Consider the following 24,316-nt stretch of genomic DNA (forward strand, 5'->3'; position numbering starts at 1 on the left):
CTTCCCCGCTTCCCCCGTGGTCGGGATTCGTCCCGACGGTCAGCCCTGTCCGGCGGGCACCGGGGTGCCGCGTCGCAGTCGTACGGCCTTGACGATGTAGTCCAGGCCCGTCACCACGGTAACGATCACCGCGGCCGCCATGATCCAGGCCCGGGTGCTGGCCAGCGGGCCGGTCATGACCAGTGTGTACATCCCGATCGCGCTGCCCTGGAGCATGGTCTTGGCCTTGCCGCCCCGGCTGGCCGGGATCACGCCGTGGCGGATCACCCAAAAGCGCAGCAGGGTGATGCCGATCTCCCGGGCGAGCACCACCAGGGTGACCCACCAGGGCAGGTCGCCGAGCGCGGACAGGCTGATCAGCGCGGCGCCCATCAGCGCCTTGTCGGCGATCGGGTCGACGAGTTTGCCGAAGTCGGTGACCAGGTTGTGCATCCGGGCGAGCTTGCCGTCGAACAGGTCGCTGATGCTGGCCACGGTGAACGCGGCCCAGGCCCAGGCGCGCCAGGCGGGGTCGTGGCCGCCGTCCTGGAGCAGCAGGGTGACGAAGACCGGCACCAGGGCCACCCGCATCAGCGTGAGCGCGTTGGCGGCGTTCCAGGCGCTGACGGAGGTGGTGGGGTCGCCGAGGCGGTCGGGCTTCGGCGGGTGGTTGGCGGCGGCGGCCCGAACGGCCTCGGCCGGGCGCCGGCGCGGCGGTGCCGGTTCGGCCGTCACCGATCGCCCCCGCGCACGATCACATCGATCGCCTCGCCGTACAGGTCGGCGCCCTCGCTGTCGGTGACCCGGACCCGGACGAAGTCGCCCACGCGCAGGCCCTCGCCGACCACCGTGGTCGAGCCGTCGGTCTCGGGGGCCTGGTGGGCCGCGTGGCCCTCGGCGCTGCCGTCCTCGCCGAGTTCCTCGATCAGCACGACGATCTCGGTGCCGATCCGGTCCTCGGCGCGTTGTGCGACCAGTTCCTCGGCGAGCCGGGAGATCCGCTGCACGCGGGCCTCGATCACGTCGGCGTCGAGCTTGTCGGGATAGTTCGCCGCCTCGGTGCCGTCCTCGTCGGAGTAGCCGAACACGCCGATCGCGTCGAGCCGGGCGGCGATCAGGAACCGCTCCAGGTCGTCCACGTCCTGCTCGGTCTCGCCGGGGAAGCCGACGATGAAGTTCGATCGGGCGCCGGCCTCGGGGGCCTTGGCCCGGATCTGCTCCATGAGGGTGACGAACGCCTCGACCGAGCCGAATCGGCGCATCCGGCGCAGCACCGGCTCCGAGGCGTGCTGGAAGGACAGGTCGAAGTAGGGCGCGACGCCGGGCGTGCCGGTGATCACGTCGATCAGCGTCGGGCGCATCTCGGCGGGCTGGAGGTAGTTGACCCGCACCCGCTCGATGCCCTCGACGGCGACCAGTTCCGGCAGCAGCGTCTCCAGCAGGCGCAGGTCGCCCAGGTCCTTGCCGTAGGACGTGGAGTTCTCGCTGACCAGGACGATCTCGCGGACGCCCTGCTCGGCCAGCCAGCGGGCCTCGGCGAGCACGTCGGAGGGGCGGCGGGACAGGAACGAGCCGCGGAAGGAGGGGATGGCGCAGAACGAGCAGCGGCGGTCGCAGCCGGAGGCGAGCTTGAGCGAGGCCACCGGCCCCGAGCCGAGCCTGCGGCGCAGGGCGCGCGGCCCGGATGCGGGCGCGACGCCCTCGGGCAGGTCCTCGGGGATGCCGTGGCCGGGCACCGCGACGTCGGCGGCCTGGCGCTCGACGGGGGTGATCGGCAGCAGTGCGCGGCGGTCGCGGGGCGCGTGCGGGATGTGGCTCTCGCCGGCCAGGATCGAGCGCAGCCGGCCGGAGATGTCGCCGTAGTCGTCGAAGCCGAGCACGGCGTCGGCCTCGGGCAGCGCGCCCGCGAGCTGGTCGCCGTAGCGCTCGGCCAGGCAGCCGACCGCCACCACGGCCTGTGTACGGCCGTCGCCCTTGAGATCGGCGGCCTCCAGGACGGTGTCGATCGAGTCCTTCTTGGCGGACTCGACGAAGCCGCAGGTGTTGACCATGACGACGGAGGCGTCCGCGGCGTCCTCGACGAGGGCCCACCCGTCGGCCTCGAGCCGGCCGGCGAGTTCCTCGGAGTCCACCTCGTTGCGGGCGCAGCCGAGGGTGACCAGGGCGACGGTGCGCAGGGCGGCGGGGCTCTCGGCCGGGGCGGCGGGGCGGGTGGTATCGCGGGCGGACATGCCGGAAAGCCTACGTCAGACGCGGACGTGGACCGGACGCAGGGAAGCGTCGGATGGTTCCGGGGAGGTCACGATGCCCGGTCACCGGGGCGACGGGCTCGCCGACGCGCTCGTCCGCATCTGCGGGACGGGGTCGCCGGGTACGAACGTGCGTTTGACCACCTCGCCGTCCTCACCCGCCGGGCCCAGGTCCCGGCCGTTGACGTTCAGTCGCGCGGCGCCCGAATTGCCGACCTGGACCTGCAGCTGCGTGGGGTCCTCGAAGGTCTTGGCCTCGCCCTTGTCCAGGATCGTCTCCAGGATCTGCTTGTCCCTGGAGTCGAACGCGCGGACCCAGCTGCGCCCGTCGACGGCGGTGATGGTGACCACGACGCCGGGCGGGAACTCCGGCGCCTTGCTCACCGGCGCGACCGAGGACGGCGGCGGGGGCGGCGGGGCCGGTGCCGCGGGGGCGGCGGTGGTCGGGGCGACCCGGGACGCGGTCTCCTTCTCGTCGTCGTCGGCCCGGCCGCCGGCGAGTTGTACGAAGGCGAAGATCAGCACGATGACCACGGCGACGCCCATGGCCAGGGTCCAGTTGGGGCGGCGGTATTCGATCGACTTGCGCGGCGAGTCGAAGATCTCGGTGGGTCGTGGGGTGCTCGTGCCGCCGACGGTGTGGTCGTACTCGGCGATCAACGGCGCGGGCTCCAGGCCCGTGGCGCGCGCCAGGGTGCGAATGTGGCCGCGGGCGTAGAAGTCGCCCCCGCACGGCTCGAAGTCGTCGTGTTCGATGCCTTCGATGATGACCTGTCGGATCCGGGTGACCTCACTGAGCCGATCCACGGTGAGACCGGCCCGTACGCGCGCCTCGGCGAGGCTTTGACCGATCGACACTGTTAGCCCCTTATGTGTCATTCATCACGACTGACACCAATCATCACTTAAGTCCGATCATTCTCCGCGCAACGTGGCCATAACCTGCTCGATTTCATCCGGTTTGATCAACACTTCGCGCGCCTTGGAGCCCTCGCTCGGTCCGACGATGTCCCGGCTCTCCATCAGGTCCATCAGCCTGCCCGCCTTGGCGAAGCCGACGCGCAGCTTGCGCTGGAGCATCGAGGTCGAGCCGAACTGGGTGGACACCACCAGTTCGACGGCCTGGCAGAGCAGGTCGAGGTCGTCGCCGACGTCCTCGTCCACCTGCTTCTTGCGATCCGGTCCCGCGGTGACCTCGTCGCGGTACTCCGGCTGCAACTGCTCCTTGCAGTGCCGGGCGATCGCCTCGATCTCCTCCTCGGTGACGTAGGCGCCCTGCATCCGGATCGGCTTGCTGGCGCCCATCGGCAGGAACAGCGCGTCGCCCTTGCCGATCAGCTTCTCCGCGCCGGGCTGGTCCAGGATGACCCGGCTGTCCGCCAGCGAGGAGGTGGCGAACGCGAGCCGCGAGGGCACGTTGGCCTTGATCAGACCGGTGACCACGTCCACGCTGGGGCGCTGGGTGGCCAGCACGAGGTGGATGCCCGCGGCGCGGGCGAGCTGGGTGATCCGCACGATCGAGTCCTCGACGTCGCGCGGCGCGACCATCATCAGGTCGGCCAACTCGTCGACGATCACCAGCAGGTACGGGTAGGGCTGGATGTCGCGCTCGCTGCCCGGCGGCACCTTCAGCTTGCCGGCGCGCACCGCCACGTTGAAGTCGTCGACGTGCCGGAAGCCGAAGTTGGCCAGGTCGTCGTAGCGCATGTCCATCTCGCGCACGACCCACTGCAACGCCTCGGCGGCCTTCTTCGGGTTGGTGATGATCGGTGTGATCAGGTGGGGAATGCCCTCGTAGGTGGTGAGTTCGACCCGTTTGGGGTCGACCAGCACCATCCGCACCTCCTCCGGCGTGGCGCGCATCATGATCGAGGTGATCAGGCCGTTGATGCAGCTCGACTTGCCCGCGCCGGTGGCGCCCGCCACAAGCAGGTGCGGCATCTTGGCCAGGTTGGCCACCACGTCGTTGCCCTCGACGTCCTTGCCCAGCGCGGCGATCATCGGGTGCGCGTCGCCGGCGGCGGTGTCGGAGGCCAAAATGTCGCCGAGGCTGACCATCTCGCGGTCGGTGTTGGGGATCTCGATGCCCACCGCGGACTTGCCGGGGATCGGGCTGATGATCCGTACGTCCGGGCTGGCCACGGCGTAGGCGATGTTCTTGGCCAGCGCGGTGATCCGCTCCACCTTCACCGCCGGGCCCAGCTCGATCACGTAGCGGGTCACCGTCGGGCCCCGGGAGAAGCCGGTGACCTGCGCGTCGACGTTGAACTGCTCGAACACCTTGGACAGCGCCGCGACCACGTCGTCGTTGGCCTTGCTGCGCGCCTTGGCGGGCGGGCCCTTGCGCAGCAGCGCGGGGCCGGGCAGGTGGTAGGTGATGTCGCCGGAGAGCCTGAGCTGCTCGCTGCGCGGCGGCGCGGGGGTGTGCGCCGGGGCGTCGGCGGCGCGGGCCCGCAGATCGGTCACCACCCGGGCGGCGGCCTTGCGCGAGCGGGCGGGCGGGACGATCAGGCCGGCGTCGCCCGCGTCCAGCGCCGCGGCGGCGGCCGCGGCCACGTCGACCGCGTCCGGATGGCCGGTTTTGGCCGCCGGGCTCGGGCGGCGGCGCGGTCGGGGTTTGCGCACCGGCGCCGGCGCGGGCTCGTCGTCCTCGTCGAAGCCGGCGAACCCGCTCGGGCGGTCGTCGTCCTCGTCGTACGGCTCCGGCTCGGGCCCCTCGATGAAGCCGAGGAAGACCCCGAGGCGTTCCGGCACCGCGTTGATCGGCGTCGCGGTGACCACGAGCAGCCCGAACACGATCAGCAGCACCAGCAGCGGCACCGCGACCCACCGGGTGACCAGGTGCACCGGCGGGGTCGCGAACGCCCAGCCGACCAGGCCGCCCGCGTCGCGCATCGCCGCCGCGCCGTCACCGGGCTGCGGCGTCCCGCACCCGACGTGGATCAGCCCGAGCACCGCGCACACCAGCGCCGTGCAGCCGATCACGATCCGCCCGGTGGCGTCCTTCTGGTCGGGATGGCGCATCACCCGCACGCCCAACGCGCCGACCAGGAACGGCACCAGCACGTCCAGCCGGCCGACCAGGCCCGCGACGACCGCGTTGACCCCCTCGCCGACCGCGCCGTCGATGGTGCCCCACGCGCCCGCGGCGATCACTATCGCCAGGCCGAGCAGGGCGAGCCCGAGCCCGTCCCGACGATGCGCGGGGTCGAGTCCGCGCGCGCCGGAGCCGATGCCCCGCGCGAGTGAACCGAACGCGTGCGCCAGCCCCAGCCACAGCCCCTTGAGCGCCTTCCCGAGCAACGCGGGCACCCCACCGAGCAGTTTCGGCGGGGGAGGCGGGGGCGGGGCCGCCTTCCTGGCGGGAGCCTTCTTCTTCGCGGCCGTGCGCGGTTGCGCTCCGCCGCCGGACGCACGTGTGGCCATGTCCCGAGGTTACCGGTGGACCCTCTCCACCTCATGCGTCCCGGCCCGGAGCGCGCGCCGTGTCGGACCGGGCCGTCGTCGACGGTCCGGTCCGCGCGGGCGCTCCGGGGTCAGCCGGCCGCCTCGCCCTTGTCCGGGGCCGGGACCAGCGGGGGTCCGCCGTGGCCGGCCGTGGCCGGCGCGAGGGCGTCGAGCGCGGCGCGCATCCGGGCCACCCGGCGGCGCAGTTGCACCGCGGAGGCGGCCAGGATCGGATCGTCGGTCGACTCGACCTGCTTGGCCATGCCGTCGGCCTGCTCCTCGACCGCGGCCAGCCGCGTGGACAACTCCGCGATCACGTCCGCCCCGGCCCGGTCGCCGCCGGCGGGCCCCTCCAGGCGCCCGCGCAGCAGCGTGGCCTGCTCGCGCAACTGGCAGTTCTTCTTGTACAGGTCCACGAAGACCGAGACCTTGGCGCGCAGCACCCACGGGTCGAAGGGCTTGGAGATGTAGTCGACCGCGCCGGCCGCGTAACCGCGGAAGGTGTGGTGCGGACCGTGGTTGATCGCGGTCAGGAAGATGATCGGGATATCGCGGGTCTTCTCCCGCCGCTTGATGTGCGCAGCCGTCTCGAACCCGTCCATTCCGGGCATCTGGACGTCGAGCAGAATCACCGCGAACTCGTCCGTGAGCAGCGCCTTGAGGGCTTCCTCGCCCGAATGCGCCCGAACCAGGGTCTGGTCCAGCGCGGACAGGATCGCCTCCAGGGCGAGCAGATTCTCCTGACGGTCATCGACCAGGAGGATCTTGGCCTTCTCCGTCATGGCCCACCCTCTTCGATCCGACACGGTGGGTGACCCCGCGTATCGGTCGGCTCCACTCGTCCTTGTGCATGTTTTCGGTTTGCCTGGTTGACACTGCCGGCACTGCTGACGCTGCCCAGAATGACACGGCCTCGATCGACACGGTTCGGTCCGGCACACCGTCGGCCGAGATCGCCCCGACGCACTCCACGCCGGTCGAGCACACGTTCCGGGTGGTGCTCGTCCCGGTCATGGTAGTGGCCAGGCGATCGGCTCGGCAGGTATTCCGGAACAGACGACCGCATGGTGTCACCACAGCCCGACCTACGGTTGCGACAACACCGCATCGACCCCTCCACCTCTTCAACGCCGGTCCGACCATACGGGTTCCATCATGTGGTGCTTGCCACCCGAGAAGCGAACTAGTGGTCGAGCCAAGTGCGGATGAGTCCCAACAAGTGCCGCGTGTCGACCGGTTTGGCCACGTAGTCGGAGGCCCCGGAGTCGATGCTCTTCTCCTGATCCCCCTTCATCGCCTTGGCGGTCAACGCGATGATCGGCAGCCCCGCGTACTGCGGCATCCGGCGAATCGCCGACGTGGTGGCGTATCCGTCCATCTCCGGCATCATCACGTCCATCAGCACGATCGCGATGTCGTCGTGTCCCTGGAGCACTTCGATGCCCTCACGGCCGTTCTCCGCGTACAGCACGCTGAGTCCGTACTGCTCCAGCACGCTGGTCAGCGCGAACACGTTGCGCACATCGTCGTCGACGATCAGCACCCGCTCGCCGTCGAAGGTGCCCTCGAACGGCTCGACCACCGGCTTGGCGGGGCCGGTGTGATCGGCCCGCACCGGCCCGGTGGCGCCCAGCACCGCTCGGGCCAGCGCGTCGGGGGTGGAGACCCGCTGGAGCAGCACGATCCGGCGCCGGTAGCCGCGCAGCCGGCCCGACTCGGAGCGGGTCGGGCGGGCCGGAACGTGCACCACGACGGGCAGGCTCTGCAATTCGTTCCGCGAGGCGACCGCGTCGAGCACCTGCCACGCGCCCTCGTCGGGCAGCCGCAGGTCCACCACCAGGCACGCGGGCGGTGCCTCGGCGAGCAGGCGCACCGCCTCGCCCTCGTCGGCGGCGGTGCTCAGGTCGATCTGCCCGTCGAGCCCGGCCAGCGCGGTGCTCAACGGCGCGCCGTCGGACTGCGGCGTCTCCACCACCAGGACCCGGCGCGGCGCCACCTCCCCCGCGTCCTCGGGCTCGTCCTCCCCCTCCCCGGGCAATTCCGGGGCGTCGCTGAGCAGCGGGGTGGACGGCGCGGCGGCGGGCAGCGCCGCCCGGTACGGGGTCGGCGGCAATTCGGTGTCGCGGTCGTGGCCGATCTCGTCGCCCGGGACCAAAACGCTGTCCAGCGGGAGGTAGAGGGTGAACGTGCTGCCGCGTCCCGGCATGCTCTCCGCGTGGATCTCGCCGCCGAGCAGCCAGGCGATCTCCCGGCTGATCGACAGGCCCAGGCCCGTGCCGCCGTAGCGGCGGCTGGTGGTGCCGTCGGCCTGCTGGAACGCCTCGAAGATCACCTTGAGCTTGTCCACCGCGATGCCGATGCCGGTGTCGATCACCGAGAAGGCCACCGCGTGCTCCGCGTTGTCCAACTCGGTGTTGGTCAGCGGGATGTCGTCGGTGAGCGTGATCAACACCTCGACCGAGCCGGAGTCGGTGAACTTGACCGCGTTCGAGAGCAGGTTGCGCAACACCTGTTGCAGCCGCTGCTCGTCGGTGAACAGGATCCCGGGCACCGCGGGCGAGACGTGCACCGTGAACTCGAGGTTCTTCTCCGAGGTCAGCGGGCGGATGGTCGCCTCGACGTAGTCCATCAGCTGGGCCAGCGCGATCCGCGCGGGACGCACGTCCATCTTCCCGGCCTGCACCTTGGACAGGTCGAGGATGTCGTTGATCAGTTGGAGCAGGTCGGACCCGGCGCCGTGGATGGTCTCGGCGAACTCGACCTGCTTGCGGGTCAGGTTGCCCTCGACGTTGTCGGCGAGCAGCTTGGCCAGGATCAGCAGGCTGTTCAGCGGGGTGCGCAGCTCGTGCGACATGTTGGCCAGGAACTCGGACTTGTACTTGGAGGACAGCGCGAGCTGCTCGGCCCGCTCCTCCAGCGCCTGCCGGGCCTGTTCGATCTCCCGGTTCTTGATCTCGATGTCCCGGTTCTGCCGGGCGAGCAGCGCCGCCTTGTCCTCCAACTCGGCGTTGGAGTGCCGCAGCTCGCCCTGCTGGCGCTGCAACTCCTCGGACCGTTCCTGGAGTTCCTCGGTCAGCCGCTGCGACTCGGCGAGCAGCATCTCGGTGCGCGAGTTGGCCATGATCGTGTTGACCGTGACCCCGATCTGCTCGTTCAGCTGCTCCAGGAAGTTGCGGTGCACCTTGGTGAACGGGCGGAACGAGGCGAGTTCGAGCACGCCGAGCAACTGGTCCTCGAACAGCACCGGCAGCACGATCACGTTCGCCGGGGCGGCCTCGCCCAGGCCGGAGGCGATCTTGATGTAGCCGGGCGGCGCGTCCAGGATCAGGATCGAGCGCTTCTCCAGCGCGGCCTGGCCGACCAGCGACTGGCCGAGCCGGAAGCGGGTGGGCACGCCGCCGCCGTCCTGGTAGCCGTAGGAGGCGATCAGCCGCAGCTCGACCACGTCCTCCTGGGTCAACTCGGCCAGGAAGAAGGCGCCGTGCTGGGCGTCCACGACCGGGGTCAGCTCGCTCATGATCAGCGCGGCGACCGCCATCAGGTCGCGGCGGCCCTGCATGAGACCGGAGATCCGGGCCAGGTTGGTCTTGAGCCAGTCCTGCTCCCGGTTGGCCCGGGTGGTCTCGCGCAGGTTGTAGATCATCTGGTTGATGTTGTCCTTGAGCTCGTCGAGCTCTCCGGACGCGTCCACCGCGATCTGCAACGACAGGTCGCCCCGGGTCACGGCGGTGGCGACCTCGGCGATGGCCCGCACCTGGCGGGTCAGGTTGCCGGCCAACTCGTTGACGTTCTCGGTGAGTTGCTTCCAGGTACCGGAGACGCCCTCGACCTCGGCCTGGCCGCCCAGCATGCCCTCGGTGCCCACCTCGCGCGCCACGCGCGTGACCTCGCCGGCGAACGCCGAGAGCTGGTCGACCATGGTGTTGATGGTGGTCTTGAGCTCCAGCATCTCGCCGCGCGCGTCCACGTCGATCTTCTGCGACAGGTCGCCGCCGGCGATCGCGGTGGTCACCTTGGCGATGTTGCGGACCTGCCCGGTGAGGTTGTCCGCCATCGAGTTGACGTTGTCGGTCAGGTCCTTCCAGGTGCCCGAGACACCGGGCACGTGCGCCTGGCCGCCCAGAATGCCCTCCGTGCCCACCTCGCGGGCCACGCGGGTGACCTCGTCGGCGAACGCGCGCAGGGTGTCGACCATCGTGTTGATCGTGCCCGCCAGGCCCGCCATCTCGCCCTTGGCCTCGACGGTGCTCTTCTGGGACAGGTCGCCGTCGGCGACGGCGGTGGCCACCTGGGCGATGTTGCGGACCTGGGACGTCAGGTTGTTGGCCATGACGTTGACGTTGTCGGTCAGGTCCTTCCAGATGCCGGAGACCCCGCGCACCCGCGCCTGCCCGCCGAGCCGGCCCTCGGTGCCCACCTCGCGGGCCACCCGGGTCACCTCGTCGGCGAACGCGGAGAGCTGGTCGACCATCGTGTTGACGGTCTCCTTCAGCTCCAGGATCTCGCCCCGGGCGTCGACGGTGATCTTCTTGGACAGATCGCCCGTGGCCACCGCCGTGGTCACGTCGGCGATGCTGCGCACCTGGCCGGTCAGGTTGCCGGCCATCACGTTGACCGACTCGGTGAGGTCCTTCCAGGTGCCGGAGACGCCCTTGACGTCGGCCTGCCCGCCGAGGCGGCCCTCGGTGCCCACCTCGCGGGCCACCCGGGTCACCTCGTCGGCGAAGCCGGAGAGCTGGTCGACCATGGTGTTCACGGTGTTCTTGAGTTCGAGGATCTCACCTCGGGCGTCCACCGTGATCTTCTGCGACAGGTCGCCGCGGGCCACGGCGGTGGTCACCTGGCCCAGGCTGCGCACCTGTTCGGTGAGGTTTCCGGCCATCGAGTTGACCGAGTAGGTCAGGTCGCGCCACACCCCGGCCACCCCGAGCACCTGGGCCTGGCCGCCCAGTCGGCCCTCGGTGCCCACCTCGCGGGCGACGCGGGTGACCTCGTCGGCGAACGCGGAGAGCTGGTCGACCATCGTGTTGACGGTGTTCTTGACCTCCAGGATCTCGCCGCGGGCGTCCACGTCGATCTTCTTGGACAGGTCGCCGCGCGCGACCGCCGTGGTCACCTCGGCGATGTTGCGGACCTGGGCGGTGAGGTTGCCCGCCATGAAGTTCACCGAGTCGGTGAGGTCGAGCCACACGCCCGCGACGCCCGGTACCACCCGGGCCTGGCCGCCGAGCCGGCCCTCGCCGCCGACCTCGCGGGCGACCCGGGTGACCTCGGAGGCGAACGCGGACAGCTGGTCCACCATGGTGTTCACGGTGTTCTTGAGCTCCAGCATCTCGCCGGAGACGTCGACCGTGATCTTCTGCGACAGGTCGCCCCGGGCCACCGCCGTGGAGACCTGGGCGATGTTGCGGACCTGGCCGGTCAGGTTGCCGGCCATCACGTTGACCGAGTCGGTCAGGTCCTTCCACGTACCCGCCACGCCGGAGACCTGCGCCTGGCCGCCCAGGATGCCCTCGCTGCCCACCTCGCGGGCGACTCGGGTGACCTCGGAGGCGAAGGCCGACAGCTGGCCGACCATGGTGTTGACGGTGTTCTTGAGCTCCAGCATCTCGCCGGAGACGTCCACGGTGATCTTCTGCGACAGGTCGCCCTGGGCGACCGCCGTGGTCACCCCGGCGATGTCGCGGACCTGCGCGGTGAGGTTGAAGAAGGCGGTGTTGACCGAGTCGGTCAGGTCCTTCCAGATGCCCGCGCCGCCGGGGACCTGGGCCTGGCCGCCGAGCCGGCCCTCGAAGCCGACCTCGCGCGCCACGCGGGTCACCTCGGAGGCGAACGTGCGCAGCGTGCCGGTCATCGCGTTGATCGTCTCGGCGAGCTGGGCCATCTCGCCGCGCGCGGACACGGTGATGGTCTGCGACAGGTCGCCGTACGCGACCGCCTTGGTCACCTGGGCGATGTCGCGGACCTGGGCGGTCAGGTTGCCCGCCATGATGTTGACCGAGTCGGTGAGGTCCTTCCAGGTCCCCGAGACGCCCTCGACCCGGGCCTGGCCGCCCAGTCGGCCCTCGGTGCCCACCTCGCGGGCCACCCGGGTCACCTCCTGGGCGAAGCCGGAGAGCTGGTCGACCATCGTGTTGACGGTCTCCTTCAGCTCCAGCATCTCGCCGGCCACCTCGACGGTGACCGTGCGGGACAGGTCCCCCTTGGCCACGGCGGTGGTCACCAGGGCGATGTCGCGCACCTGGAGGGTCAACCGGCTGGCCATCGTGTTGACCGAGTCGGTGAGGTCCTTCCAGCTGCCGGAGACGCCGCGCACCCGGGCCTGCCCACCGAGCTTGCCCTCGGTACCGACCTCGCGGGCCACCCGGGTGACCTCGTCGGCGAACGCGCTGAGCTGGTCCACCAGTCCGTTGGCGGTGCGGCCCATCCGCAGGAACTCGCCACGCAGCGGCTGTTCGGCGATCCGCAGGTCCATGCGCTGGGACAGATCGCCCTCGGCGACGGCGGCCAGTACCCGGCCGACCTCGACGGTGGGGCGCACCAGGTCCTCGACGAGCGCGTTGGCCGCGTCGATGCTCGTCGCCCAGGCGCCCTCGCCCGGGCCCGGGTCCAGCCGCTCGGTCAGCTTGCCCTCCCGACCGACCACCCGGCGCACCCGGGCCAACTCGCCGGACAGGTGCTGATTGCGCTCGACCATGTCGTTGAACACGACGGCGATCTCGGACATGATCCCGTCGCCGGAGACCGTCAGGCGTTTGCGGAAGTTGCCGTCACGGACCCCGGTCAGGGCGGCCAGCAGACGCCGCAGATCCTGCTCGTCGTGCCGGCCCTGCCGGACGGCCGCAGTCCGCGCCTGCGCTGGGGAAGCCTTCGCCATCTCGCATTTCCTCCGCCGGACCCGATTCGCCGCGACCGTCCGTGCCTCCGGCCGCTTGCCATCCACAGTCTTTCACTCACAGGGTTGAGAGCAGAGGCGGTCCGGGAGGATGGTGCTTGTCATCCGCAAAGTGCGGGCCCGAAAGGCACGCTCGGACCGGACATCTGTCGGAATCGTGATCGATGCGTCACTGTTTGGAAGGGGTCCGCCCGATCGTCCGAAACCGATAGGGTGCGAATCTGCCGGACTGTGGAGCCGGATTCGTCACCGCAGCCGCCGTTCGTCGCAGATGCGGGAGTGTATGGATCAGGGAACGAGCATGCTCATCACTGCCCGGATGAGCGCTGCCTTCGCACCCGAGGGCAGGTCCGTGGCGGCCGCACGCTCGTTCGTCCGCAAAACGCTCACCGACTGGGACGCCGGCGACGTGGTGGACGACGCCGTATTGCTGACCAGCGAGTTGGTCACCAACGCGATCGTGCACGCGGGCACCTCGGCCGAGGTCTCGTGCGTGCGCTACGACGGCGGCGTCCAGATCGAGGTCACCGACCACTACCCCAGCCGCGAGCTGCCGGAGCCGGCGACCGGCTTCGACGACGGCGACGAGAGCGGCCGCGGGCTGTTCCTGTCTGCGTCGCTGGCCTCGGCGTGGGGGGTCGAATACGCCAAGAACGTCAAACGGGTGTGGTTCCGGCTCGAACTGCCCGATCCGGTCTCGGCGACCAGTTCGGCCGGGCCGCTGCTACCCGCCAACGCGCTGCCCGACGCGGCGGTGCCGGTCCGCGTGGCGGTGGTGCACGCCGACGCCTCGCGCAAGGTGACCCATTGGAGCCCCGAGGCCGCCCGGTTGTTCGGTCTGAGTGAGACCGAGGCGATCGGCATGGCGCTGGGCGACCTGGTCGCCTGGCCGCAGACGCCGGGCACCGAGTTGACCCTGGACGAGATGCTGGAGCTGTCCCGTTGGCAGGGCGGGTACGACGTGCGCGCCGCCGACGGGGTGGCCACGCGCGTCTTCGCCTCGCACGTGCGGCTGCGCGACGCCGACGGCGACCCCGCGCTGGTCGCGCTCCTGGTGCCCGCACAGGCCCGCGCGCTGCTGGAGAACCGGGACGCCTCGCGCGGTCGCACCGGGGCGGCGATCCCGGCGGACAGCGAATGGGACGGGATCGACGGGCTGAACCGACTGGGCCTGGAGGACCTGCTCCAGCGCGCGGTCGAACGTGCCCGCGACCTGCTCGACGCCGACGCCGCGTTCGTGCTGCTGGCCACCGACGACGAGAGCGAGATGGAGGTGCGCGCGACCACCGGTCTGGCGGGCGCGGTGCATCGGCTGTCGCGGGTGCCGGTGGAGACCTCGGTGGGCCGTTACGGCTCGGCCCGGATGCCCGCCGTGCACGAGGACCTGGAGGCCGGGCCCGACGCGGTGCCGATCCTCCAGGAGACCCGGATGCGCTCGGCGGTGACCGTGCCGCTCAAGGTCGAGGGCCGGCTCACCGGCACGCTCGGCGTCGCCTCGGAGTCCGCGGCCCGCTTCGACAACGACGACGCGGCCCGGCTCCAGCGCGCCGCCGACCGGGTCTCGCTGACCGTGGAAAGCGCGCGCCTGTCCGAGTTGGAGCGGGTCCGGCGCGGCTCGCTGTCCTTCCTCGCCGAGGCGTCCGATCTGCTGGCCGGCACCCTCGACCCGGAGATGACGCTGGCCATGATCGCCCAGATCGTGGTGCCGCGACTGGGCACGTGGTGTGCGGTACACACCGGCGAGTCGCACGCGCCGGTGCTGAGCGTGGTGTGGCACGCCGACGAGATGCGGATCGACGACCTGCGCGCACTGCTGGACCGCGCCGAGGCGCCGCGCGCACAGCCCACGCCCGGCGCCCGGCGCTGGCTGGGCCTGCGGTCCCTGGACCCGGAGATGGTCCGCGAGCACACCGACCTGGTCACCGGCGAGGCGGTCACGCTGCCGCTGGTCGCCCGGGGGCGCGGCATCGGCATGCTGACCTTCGGCATCCTGGCCGGCGACCGGTTCCGTCGGGACACCCTGGAGCTGGCCGAGGACCTGTCCCGCCGCGCCGCGCTCGCGATGGACAACGCCCGGCTGTACTCCGAGCGCAACGCGACCAGCCAGGCCCTCCAGCGCAGCCTGCTGCCGCCGGAGCTGCCCAAGGTGCCGGGAGTGGACGTCGAGGTCGTCTACCAGGCCTCCGGCGAGGGCAACGAGGTCGGCGGCGACTTCTACGACCTGTTCACCATCGGCGAGGACAAGTGGGGCTTCGCCATCGGCGACGTGTGCGGCACCGGCCCGGAGGCCGCCGCGGTCACCGGACTGGCCCGCACGGCGCTGCGGTTGCTCACCCGAGAGGGCATGTCGGTGCCCGCCGTCCTGCAACGGCTGAACACGGCGATCCTGGAGGAGGGCCCGCGCAGCCGGTTCCTGACCCTCCTACACGGGCACATGACCCACCGCGACGGCGGCGGCGTACGCCTGAGCCTGGTCTCCGCGGGCCACCCGCTCCCGCTGCGCCTGCGCCCCGACGGCACGGTCGACGCGGTGGCCACCCCGCAACCGCTGCTCGGCGTCCTGGACGAGGTCGACCTGGTCCTGGAGACGGTGGACCTGGACCCGGGCGACGTCCTGGTCTGCGTCACCGACGGCGTCACCGAACGCCGCGAGGGCACCCGCATGCTCGGCGACGACGGCCTGGCCGAGGTCCTGTCCGGTTGCACGGGCCTGACCGCCGGCGCGGTAGCGGCCCGAATCCACCGCGCGGTCGAACAATTCGCCGAAGAACAGGCCCGAGACGACATGGCCATCCTGGTCCTGAGAGTCTCCGGCGACGCCTGACCCCACCCCACACCCACACATCACCGGGCCGATCCCCGACCGGACCCACCCGCGCCGGCAAAGAGCGCAGCAGGGCGAGTCGCGGATCCGGGTGGGGTGGTCGGGTTCACTCGGGGGTCGGCGTCGTGCGGGTCGTGGACCAGCGTTGTTCGCCTTGCTGCCAGGTTTCGGTGGGGGTCAGGGTCGCCGCTTCGGCTACTGCGGCGGAGGCCGTGTTGGCCGGGTGGATGTGGGCGCGGATTTCCTCGATGCCTCCGGCTCGGAGCCAGGCCACCCACGCGACCGCCGCCTCCTTGGCGATGCCCCGGCCCTGCCAGGGGGTTCCGACCACCCAGGCCACCTCGGCGACCGGACCGGGCCCCACCGTGGCCTGGACCGTGCCCACCAGACACCCCCGCGACCGCAGCCGGATCACCCGGTTCAACCAGACCACGCCGGGTTCCGGCGACCCCTTCGCCCAGCGCGTGTAGCGCGCCCGCAGCGCGTCCACGCCCTCCGGCTCACCACCGATGAAGGTGTGCAGTGCCGGGTCACCCAGCACCCGCGCCATCTCCTCGGCGTGACCGACCTCGACCGGAATCAACTCCAGCCGATCGGTGACCACCGGCCCTGCCTCGTCCACGTTCATCGCCGTAGCATGCCGGCGCCTACGCGGCGATGTCGCCGCGATTTCGCCGCTCCCGCAGCCGCAGCTCCGATCCGATCCGGGCGACCGTGGCCGCCGGCCGCTCGCGCGCCTGGAGCGTCGGGCAGTGCAGTACGAGCCAGCTCTGCCCGGCGATGCTCCGAGGCCGCGCCCTGACCCATTGCCGGTCGTCGGTCAACTCCACCCCGACCCGCACCCCCGGCCAGGCCAGCGCGAAGCGCTTCAGGACCCGACCGAACGCCGACCGGATCTCCCAGCCGACCTCGGCCGCCGGCACCCCGGCGTCGAGCAGTGCCAGCCGCAGCCGGGTCTCGTCCTCGCCCGCGCTGCGCCCGTCGGCCAGCCGCACCACCTCGGCGAGCCGATGGCGCCCCGGATGTCCGGCGTAGCGCTCGACCAGTGCCGCCAACGTGTCGGGCGCGATCAGCCCGGCCCGCAGGAACCCGTCGAGCACCACCACGCCGGTCTCCCGATCCGAGGTCCGGACCAGGTCTGCCGCAGTCCGGGCGGGCGAGGTGACCGGAATCCCGGCCCGCCACACCGTCTCCCCCGGCCCGAGCGCCATGATCCGCGCCCGGCAGCCGTGCCGGCGGGGCAGAGCCGCCCCCACCGGCACGACCACTTCGATCGGTGCCGCGTGCCGCGCCTGCGTCCGGGGCCCCGCCGGAACCCGCACGCCGTGCAACCTCGCCGCGGTGCGCCCACAGACCACGGCCCCGCGGGGCAGAACCATGACCGCGGCCCGGGCCCGCACCTCCGGCGTGTCGTCGACGTGCGCGCCGACGTAGACCCCGTGTATGACCCGACGCACGTCGCCGTCGCGCACCAGGCGTCGGACGACCGACCGGCCGACCCCGTGGCGGGCGGCGACGGCGAGGGTGAAGGGCCGGGACAGCAGTGCGGAAAGATCGGTCGGCGTCATGCGGGCCAGTGTGCGCGCGCCCCCTCCACGCGCGCCGTCCGTCGTCCACAGCCCCCGGGATGGGTGTGACCATCACACCCGGCCTGTGTACGACTTCGGCCCGGCCGCCCCCACGACCCGACCCCGGCCGACCCGCCGACGCCCCTTCCGCCTCCCGCCCGGCCCGCACCCGCTACTCGGTGCCGGTGTGCTCCGCCTGCCGCCCGCATCCCTTCTTCGCGCGATAGAGCACCTTCCAGGTGGCCTCGTTCGTGACCCCCGACGGATCGAGGCCGTTGCACTTCTGCACCCACCGGACCCCGTCCGCGGTGGCCGCGTCGAACACCCCGGTCTCCGGCAACTCGCCGGGGGCTCCGGACCTCGTATCGATCAGGCACTGCACCTGGGCGACCGCGTCGTCCCGATCCCCCTCACGCAGCTCCGGCCGGTTGTCCTTCGCCACGTGGTCGCAGCGCGGGGCGGCCGCCGCCGGCGAGACGGGGCCCGTCATCCCCGCGCCCAGACCCAGCGCCGCACACGAACTCAGCGCGAGCGCCGCGACCCGCCCACGCCGCGATCGCCCGAACCCTGCGGCCGGCCGCCGCCCGGGCACCGGGATCGGCGCGCCCGACGGCGCGGGCGGCGGAGTGCCCCGTCGTGGGCCGCCGCAACGCCGGTTCCGCTGTACCGCATACATGTGTGCTCCTGACTGCCGATCCTGTCGACCGTGTCGACCTGTCCAGCGCCCGGAGAGCGGCTGCCCTCCGAACACGACCGACGTTAGGAGCCGGCAGCCGAGCCACCCATAAGTACGAGAACCCGACCTTCACACCACAAAAAGGCCACAAACCCCCCATGGCACCCCCGCTTTACGCCACCATCGCCCTCCCCCGCGCCACACAACATGCCCGACAAGGCCCGCCATGACCCGCCAAACGCAGCCACCCCACACCCACCGCCTCGCACATCCGGTCGACAACCCGCCACCGCCCCCGACCACAACCGCCGACTCCCCGAATCACGCCCACCCCCACCCCCACCCCCAACCCGCCCCCAAACCACACGGGGCCCGCTACGAAGATTTCGTAGCGGGCCCCGCGCACAACGATCGACGAGGTCTCAGACCTCCACCACAACCGGCAGAATCATCGGCCGACGCCGATAGGTGTCCGACACCCACTTGCCCACGATCCGCCGCACCTGCTGCTGCAACTGATACGACTCCGCCACCCCGTCGGCGGCCGCCTTCTGCAGCATCTCCTCGATCTTCGGGATCACCGCGTCGAACCGGGCGTCGTCGATACCCGATCCCCGCGCCGTGATGGTCGGCCCGCCGACCACCTTGCCCGAGCTGGAGTCCACGGCGAGGAACACGGACACGAAGCCCTCCTCGCCCAGGATCCGACGGTCCTTGAGCGAGGACTCGGTCACGTCGCCCACGGACAAACCGTCCACGTAGACGTATCCGGCCTGCACCTTCCCGGTGATCTTGGCGACACCGTCGACCAGGTCGACGGTCAGCCCGTCCTCGGCGAGGACCACCCGGTCCTTGCGCACCCCGGTCTTGACGCCCAGATCGGCGGCGGCGCGCAGATGGCGCCATTCGCCGTGCACGGGCATCAGGTTGCGCGGGCGCGTGAGGTTGAAGAAGTACAGCAGTTCACCGGCCGAGGCGTGGCCGGAGACGTGCACCTTGGCGTTGCCCTTGTGCACGACCTTGGCGCCCCACCGGGTCAGCCCGTTGATCACCCGGTAGACCGAGGTCTCGTTGCCCGGGATCAGCGAGGACGCGAGCACCACGGTGTCGCCCTCGACGATCCGGATCTGCTGGTGCGAACGGTTGGCCATCCGCGACAGCGCCGCCATCGGCTCGCCCTGCGAGCCGGTACAGACGAGGACCACCTCGTCCGGCGGCAGGTCGTCGAGCGTCTTGACGTCCACGACCAGACCGGCGGGGATCTTCAGATAGCCGAGTTCCCCGGCGATCTTCATGTTGCGCACCATCGAGCGGCCGACGAAGGCGACCTTGCGCTCGTAGGCGTACGCGGTGTCGAGCACCTGCTGGATGCGGTGCACGTGGCTCGCGAAGCTGGCCACGATGATGCGCTGGTCGGCGTCGGCGAAGACCCGGTCCAGCACGCCCGCGATGTCCCGCTCGGCCGGGATGAAGCCCGGGACCTCGGCGTTCGTGGAGTCCACGAGCAGCAGATCGATGCCCTCGGTGCCCAGCCGGGCGAACGCCGGCAGGTCGGTGAGCCGGTTGTCCAGCGGCAACTGGTCCATCTTGAAGTCGCCGGTGTGCACGACGGTGCCGGCCTCGGTACGGATCGCCAGCGCGAGCGCGTCCGGGATCGAGTGGTTCACCGAGATGAACTCGCACTCGAACGGCCCCAGCCGCTCGATGTCGCCTTCCTTGACCTCGAGGGTGTACGGCCGGATGCGGTGCTCGGTGAGCTTCGCCTCGATGAACGCGAGGGTCAGCTTCGACCCGATCAGCGGGATGTCGGCCTTCTCCCGCAGCAGGTACGGGACCGCGCCGATGTGGTCCTCGTGCCCGTGGGTCAGGATGACCGCCTCGATGTCGTCGAGGCGATCCCGGATCGAGCTGAAGTCCGGCAGGATGAGGTCGACTCCGGGCTGCTCCTCCTCGGGGAACAGCACCCCGCAGTCGACGATCAGCAGCCGGCCGTCGAACTCGAAGACGGTCATGTTTCGGCCGATCTCGCCGAGGCCGCCCAGCGGGGTGACCCGAAGGCCGCCCTTCGGCAGCACCGGCGGCGGGCCGAATTCGGGGTGGGGATGGCTCAAGTTCTCTCCTCGCCACGTGCCGCCGTCCGGCCGATCGAAACTCGGCCGGACGGGAACGCGCAAAAGCTCGTGTTCGGCCCGAGCGGGTGTGGTACCCGCCCGGGGCACTACTTACAGATATTCCTGTTTACAGCTCTACCCCACCCGCCGAAAGATCCTGCCTCAGCTGCGCGATCTGTGCCTCGTCGGCCTCGATCAGCGGCAGCCGCAGCGGCCCGGCGGGCAGGCCCTGCAATCCCAGTGCGGCCTTGGTGAGGATCACGCCCTGGGTACGAAAAATGCCGGTGTACACCGGAAGAAGACGCTGGTGGATCTCGCGCGCCTTGGCGACGTCGCCGGCCGTGAAGGCGTCGATCATCGCGCGAAGCTCCGCCGGAACGAGGTGTCCGACCACGCTCACCACACCGACCGCGCCGATGGACAGGAGCGGCAGGTTCAGCATGTCCTCACCGCTGTAGTACACCATGTCGGTGCGGGCCAGCACCCAACTCGCCGAGGCGAGGTCGCCCTTGGCGTCCTTGTTCGCCACGATCCGGGGGTGTTCCGCGAGCCGAACCAGGGTCTCGGTCTCGACCGGCACGGCGCTGCGACCGGGGATGTCGTACAGCATCACCGGCAGCCCGGTCGCGTCGGCGACCGTGGTGAAGTGCCGGTACAGGCCCTCCTGCGGAGGCTTGCTGTAGTACGGGGTGACCACGAGCAGACCGTGCGCACCGGCGGCCTCCGCCTGCCGGGCCAGCTCGACCGAGTGCCGAGTGTCGTTGGTACCCACGCCGGCGACCACGAACGCACGATCGCCCACGGCCTCCAGAACCGCCCGGACCAACTGCTCTTTCTCCGCGTCGCTCGTGGTCGGCGACTCGCCGGTGGTGCCGTTGACGACGAGTCCGTCGTTGCCGGCGTCGACAAGGTGGGCGGCCAGGCGCTGGGCGCCGGGGAGGTCGAGCGCACCGTCGGCCGTGAAGGGGGTCACCATCGCGGTGAGGACCCGGCCGAAGGGGGTCTGGGGGGTAGACGTCGGAGCCATGGCCCAAACCGTACCGGGCCCGCACCTGACCTGCGGGTAGCACCCGCCCTATGAGACCTCCACCGAGACCTCCACCGCCCGCGAGCCCACCCCGACGACCCGAACGACACCCGGACGAAACCGGGGACCGGGCCGCACGAAACAAGGGACCAGGCGCTGCCCGCTCGGGGGTTCGAGCAGCGCCTGATCTCTTTCAGTATCGGCCACGACGGGCGAAACCTTAGGGATTCTGGCGAAAAATTTCCGATGTCACCCTATGTGCCGATTTGACCACTCGGACGGCTCAGCCGGCCCCGACTCCGTGCTCGCGCCTACGGCGCGACCCGGCCGTTGGCGTTGAACGCCGCGTACGTCAGCGGCATCAACTCCGCCCACGCCGCCTCCATCCGCTCCGCGACCATCTCGATCTCGCGCTGCGGGAACGACGGGAAGGTCGCGTCGTCGTGCTTGGTGCGCAGCCCCAGGAAGTGCATCAGGGAGCGCGCGTTGCAGGTCGCGTACATCGACGAGTACAGCCCGACCGGCAACGTGGTCCGCGCCACCTCCCGCGCGACACCCGCCTCCAGCATGCGCCGGTAGGCCGCGTACGCCGCCTCGTAGCCCGCCCGCGTCGCCTCGTCGACCACCGCGTGCTGCTCGGCGGTGCCGTCGACGAACTCATACGCCCCCGGCTTGCCCCGCTGCACCAGCCGCCGCTCCGCCGCAGGCACATAGAACACCGGCGACAACTCCCGATAACGCCCGCTTTCCTCGTTGTACGAGTTGTGCACCACGATTCCGTCGGCCAGGAAGTTGTGCCAGGGACCCTCGACCGAAAGGTCGTAGGTCATCTCCTCACCATCCGGCTCGACGGCGACGATCCGTTCCGGCTTGGCCACCGCCATCTTGCCGCCCCGACGGGCCAACGCCTGCTCGTCGGCGCTCTTGCGACGGTGACAGTCCACACAAGCCGGCGACAGGTTGCGCGGGTCGAGCGCCTTGAGCAGGTCCGCCGCGACCGGGACCACATGATCGAGCGTCAGTTCCTCGCGAGGATACGTTTTCGAACACAGGTAACAAACGTCGATGTCCCTGATCGCCCGCTGTCGCTGCATCGACGTCCAGACCCCGATACCGCGACGCAGACTCGGTGGTACCAGGGCCTCCGACGGCCGAACCATCGTTGCGGAAACCATCACCTCGTCTCCGACGGCCAATTCCCGGGCCTTGACCCACCCGTCGGGCGTGAAGATCGCATGATCCCCGGAACAGCGCAGCGAACGGCCGTCGGCGGTCGTGATCTTCAGCAGTTGCTTGACCCCCGACTGCATGACGTCCAGGATCTGCGCCCGCTCGGCGACCAGCGTGCGTTCGTCATAGCAGCGCACGTGGTTGCGACGCACCGATTGCAGAACCCGCCGGCGACGGTTGGGGTGCTCCGCGCGGAATGTGGCCACGGCGCTTTCAGCCGGCTGCCGATCCTCATACGAACCGAGAAAGTGGTACCGCCCCTCATGCCTGACCTGGGCGCGCCATTTCCCCGTCCCCTTGTGCAGGGTGACCCCTCCCCTGTCGACCGCATGCGTGTCCTCGACGCCGTGATGCCACAGTCGGTAGAGATCCGCGATCGAACGGCGCCGCAGGTGCCCTCCCTCGCTCTCCAGCGTGATCTGCGTGTCACCGGCGAGGCACCATCCGACGCGGTGGCGGTGGAATTCGCGGAAGACGAAGATCGGGGCGCCGACGAAGAAGGTCATCGAGTTGTGCTCGAAGGGGCTGCCGTGCTTGTCGCGCATCAGGTAGTTGATCAATCCCCTGGACCGCGAGGCGTCCTTGTCCAACTCGTCGAGGGACTTCTCCCCCGCCGTGGAGACCCGGGCCGCCCACAGCACGTCCTGGTCCGAGGCGCTGTGCTTGATCAGTTCGACGGTCACGTCGTCCCGGAATCGCACGTCGGCCGGCTTCTCCTGGGGTGTTTCGGTCACGCGGGGTGGCTCCTCGTCGGGCAAACGCACGCGGCCGTGCGTCGATAAAGGGGGGTGCGGCGGCGGATAAGCCTAACCACCGCTCGGAGCCGCGCTCGTCCCCGCGCCCGTCGGCGTGGAGCGCGGCACCACCACCGTGCTCGGCTGGGTCGACGGCCCCTCGGCGGGCCGGGTCGGCGCACCCGCCGGCAGCGCCGCGGATGTCGTGAAGGTCACCCGGTCCAGTCGGCCCATGTACGGCTGCACCTGAACCTCCAGCTTCCCGACCAGGTCCCTCGGCACCGCGAAGTTGTAGGTGATCACCGTGTCGGCGTTCACCGCGGCCTCACCCGGGCCGCTGCGGGCCGGGCCGACCTTGGCGAGGGCGCACGGCAACGCGTCCGGCCCCGCGTACAGGGTCACCTGGAACAGTTCGGCGACCAGGCTCGATCCGGTGCGGTTGCCGTAGCGGATCGGGATCGCCACGTCGACCGTCTCGCGCCGCTCGCCGGGCACGGCCGCCGTTCGGGTCACCGCCGGCGCCAGGGCTGTGACGGTCAGCCCGTTCGAGTAGGTGTGCGTCTGCTTCTTCTGTCCGGTCCGGTCGGACGCCGGCGGCGCGCCCGAAGGCGGCGGTGCGGCCGGGGTCGAGCCGTCGGTCGGATTCTTGTCGGGCAGGTCCGGCGGGTTGCCGGTGGGGCCGGCCGCGGCCGGCTTCGGTTTCTCGTCGTCGATCGTCGGACCCACCATGCAGCCGGTCGCGAGCACCGCGACCACCGCGCACACCGGGGCGATTCGTCGGACCCGGACCCCCATGACCATCCTCCGCTGCCGCGCCCACCAATCCTTGGCCGACAGCGTCGCACGCTACGCGCAGGGGCGGGAACGCCGGCGGCGCGTGTCGCCCACGGGTGTGTGCGTTCGGCGAGCAACGGACAGGAAACCGTCGGGCGCGCGAGAATCGGCGCCGAACTCGACGATGGGGGCACCACATGAGCGATTGCTACGTACGGCCGGCCCACGCCGGAGACGGCCCCGCCCTGGGCGCCGCGCACGCCCGGGCCTGGCACGACGCCTACACCGGGGTGCTGCCCGCCGCGGCCCTGGCGGCGGCCACACCCGAGGCGTTGGCCGCCGAATGGGAGGACGCCGCGGTCGCGCCGCCCTCACCGCGCCACCGCGTGCTCGTGGCCTGCGCGGGCTCCACCGCGGCCGGCTTCGCGGCCCTCGTCCCCGGCTCGGACGAGGACCTCGACCCGGACCGGGCGGGCGAGTTGGCGATCCTGGTGATCGACCCGGCCCGACAGCGCGAGGGGCACGCCTCCCGGCTGCTCACCGCGGTCGTCGCGGACGCGGTGTCCGACGGCGTGGACACGCTGGTGACCTGGGTCCTGGAGAACGACAAGCCGCTGTACGACTTCCTGACCGGCGCGGGCTGGGCCGCGGACGGCGCCACCCGCGAACTGTGGGTGGACGAACCCGGCGGCGCGGTGATCCGCCAGGTGCGACTGCACACGACGGTCTCCCCGATGCCCTGAGCCGAATCCGACCACGTTCGGCGCCCACTCCGGGGTCGATCCGTTTCCGCCCGACGGCA

15 protein-coding genes and 1 pseudogene are annotated in these 24,316 nt (G+C 71.0%); 2 read left to right on the forward strand and 14 right to left on the reverse strand.

What is annotated here, in order from left to right; translation table 11 throughout:
* Positions 1-39 precede the first annotated feature (39 nt).
* The 6 genes from pgsA to ACMXN5_RS09435 all read right to left on the reverse strand — a co-directional run bounded on the left by pgsA (position 40) and on the right by ACMXN5_RS09435 (position 12,552).
* A complete protein-coding gene (gene pgsA / locus ACMXN5_RS09410; RefSeq protein ID WP_126638402.1) occupies positions 40-714 on the reverse strand; it encodes a CDP-diacylglycerol--glycerol-3-phosphate 3-phosphatidyltransferase in 675 nt (224 codons plus the stop codon).
* Complete coding sequence (gene rimO / locus ACMXN5_RS09415) at positions 711-2,210, reverse strand: 30S ribosomal protein S12 methylthiotransferase RimO (protein ID WP_380003122.1); 1,500 nt, start codon at positions 2,208-2,210, stop codon at positions 711-713. The genes pgsA and rimO overlap by 4 nt, the downstream gene beginning before the upstream one ends.
* Positions 2,211-2,291: 81 nt before the next feature.
* Entirely contained in the window at positions 2,292-3,086 is a 795-nt protein-coding gene (locus ACMXN5_RS09420) for a helix-turn-helix domain-containing protein (protein ID WP_439674846.1), read from the reverse strand.
* Between the two features lie 57 nt (positions 3,087-3,143).
* Positions 3,144-5,654, reverse strand: a complete 2,511-nt coding sequence (locus tag ACMXN5_RS09425; protein WP_439674847.1) for a DNA translocase FtsK — start codon at positions 5,652-5,654, stop codon at positions 3,144-3,146.
* Positions 5,655-5,764: 110 nt separating this feature from the next.
* Positions 5,765-6,457 carry a response regulator gene (locus ACMXN5_RS09430; protein WP_380003118.1) on the reverse strand — a complete coding sequence of 231 codons (693 nt, stop codon included), beginning with the start codon at positions 6,455-6,457 and terminating at the stop codon, positions 5,765-5,767.
* Positions 6,458-6,858: 401 nt separating this feature from the next.
* Positions 6,859-12,552, reverse strand: a complete 5,694-nt coding sequence (locus ACMXN5_RS09435) for a HAMP domain-containing protein (protein ID WP_439674848.1) — start codon at positions 12,550-12,552, stop codon at positions 6,859-6,861.
* A gap of 319 nt (positions 12,553-12,871) precedes the next feature.
* On the opposite strand from ACMXN5_RS09435, the gene ACMXN5_RS09440 reads away from it, so the two are divergent.
* On the forward strand, positions 12,872-15,394 hold the full coding sequence (locus tag ACMXN5_RS09440) for a SpoIIE family protein phosphatase (protein ID WP_439674849.1): 2,523 nt from the start codon (positions 12,872-12,874) through the stop codon (positions 15,392-15,394).
* A gap of 106 nt (positions 15,395-15,500) precedes the next feature.
* Here the strand turns inward: ACMXN5_RS09440 and ACMXN5_RS09445 are convergent, their stop codons facing one another.
* From ACMXN5_RS09445 to ACMXN5_RS09480, 8 genes and pseudogenes are all read right to left on the reverse strand, one after another.
* Entirely contained in the window at positions 15,501-16,022 is a 522-nt protein-coding gene (locus tag ACMXN5_RS09445; protein ID WP_439674850.1) for a GNAT family N-acetyltransferase, read from the reverse strand.
* Positions 16,023-16,041: 19 nt separating this feature from the next.
* On the reverse strand, positions 16,042-16,962 hold the full coding sequence (locus ACMXN5_RS09450; protein ID WP_439674851.1) for a type IV toxin-antitoxin system AbiEi family antitoxin domain-containing protein: 921 nt from the start codon (positions 16,960-16,962) through the stop codon (positions 16,042-16,044).
* Between the two features lie 172 nt (positions 16,963-17,134).
* On the reverse strand, positions 17,135-17,638 hold the full coding sequence (locus tag ACMXN5_RS09455; RefSeq protein WP_439674852.1) for a peptidoglycan-binding domain-containing protein: 504 nt from the start codon (positions 17,636-17,638) through the stop codon (positions 17,135-17,137).
* Positions 17,639-18,060: 422 nt separating this feature from the next.
* The gene (locus tag ACMXN5_RS09460; RefSeq protein WP_439674853.1) at positions 18,061-19,749 is read right to left on the reverse strand and encodes a ribonuclease J; all 1,689 of its coding nucleotides are present in this window, start codon (positions 19,747-19,749) and stop codon (positions 18,061-18,063) included.
* Positions 19,750-19,876: 127 nt separating this feature from the next.
* Positions 19,877-20,776, reverse strand: a complete 900-nt coding sequence (gene dapA / locus ACMXN5_RS09465; protein ID WP_439674854.1) for a 4-hydroxy-tetrahydrodipicolinate synthase — start codon at positions 20,774-20,776, stop codon at positions 19,877-19,879.
* Positions 20,777-21,087: 311 nt separating this feature from the next.
* The gene (thyX, locus tag ACMXN5_RS09470; protein WP_439677977.1) at positions 21,088-22,212 is read right to left on the reverse strand and encodes an FAD-dependent thymidylate synthase; all 1,125 of its coding nucleotides are present in this window, start codon (positions 22,210-22,212) and stop codon (positions 21,088-21,090) included.
* A gap of 234 nt (positions 22,213-22,446) precedes the next feature.
* Positions 22,447-22,740 (reverse strand): annotated as a pseudogene (locus ACMXN5_RS09475) (FAD-dependent thymidylate synthase); the annotation flags it as partial.
* A gap of 72 nt (positions 22,741-22,812) precedes the next feature.
* Positions 22,813-23,535 carry a hypothetical protein gene (locus ACMXN5_RS09480; protein ID WP_439674855.1) on the reverse strand — a complete coding sequence of 241 codons (723 nt, stop codon included), beginning with the start codon at positions 23,533-23,535 and terminating at the stop codon, positions 22,813-22,815.
* Positions 23,536-23,711: 176 nt separating this feature from the next.
* Between ACMXN5_RS09480 and ACMXN5_RS09485 the strand changes: the two genes are divergently transcribed.
* Positions 23,712-24,257, forward strand: a complete 546-nt coding sequence (locus ACMXN5_RS09485) for a GNAT family N-acetyltransferase (protein WP_439674856.1) — start codon at positions 23,712-23,714, stop codon at positions 24,255-24,257.
* The last annotated feature ends 59 nt before the right edge of the window (positions 24,258-24,316 follow it).

The organism is Embleya australiensis (assembly GCF_051903075.1).
In the GTDB taxonomy this organism is placed as follows: Bacteria; Actinomycetota; Actinomycetes; order Streptomycetales; family Streptomycetaceae; genus Embleya.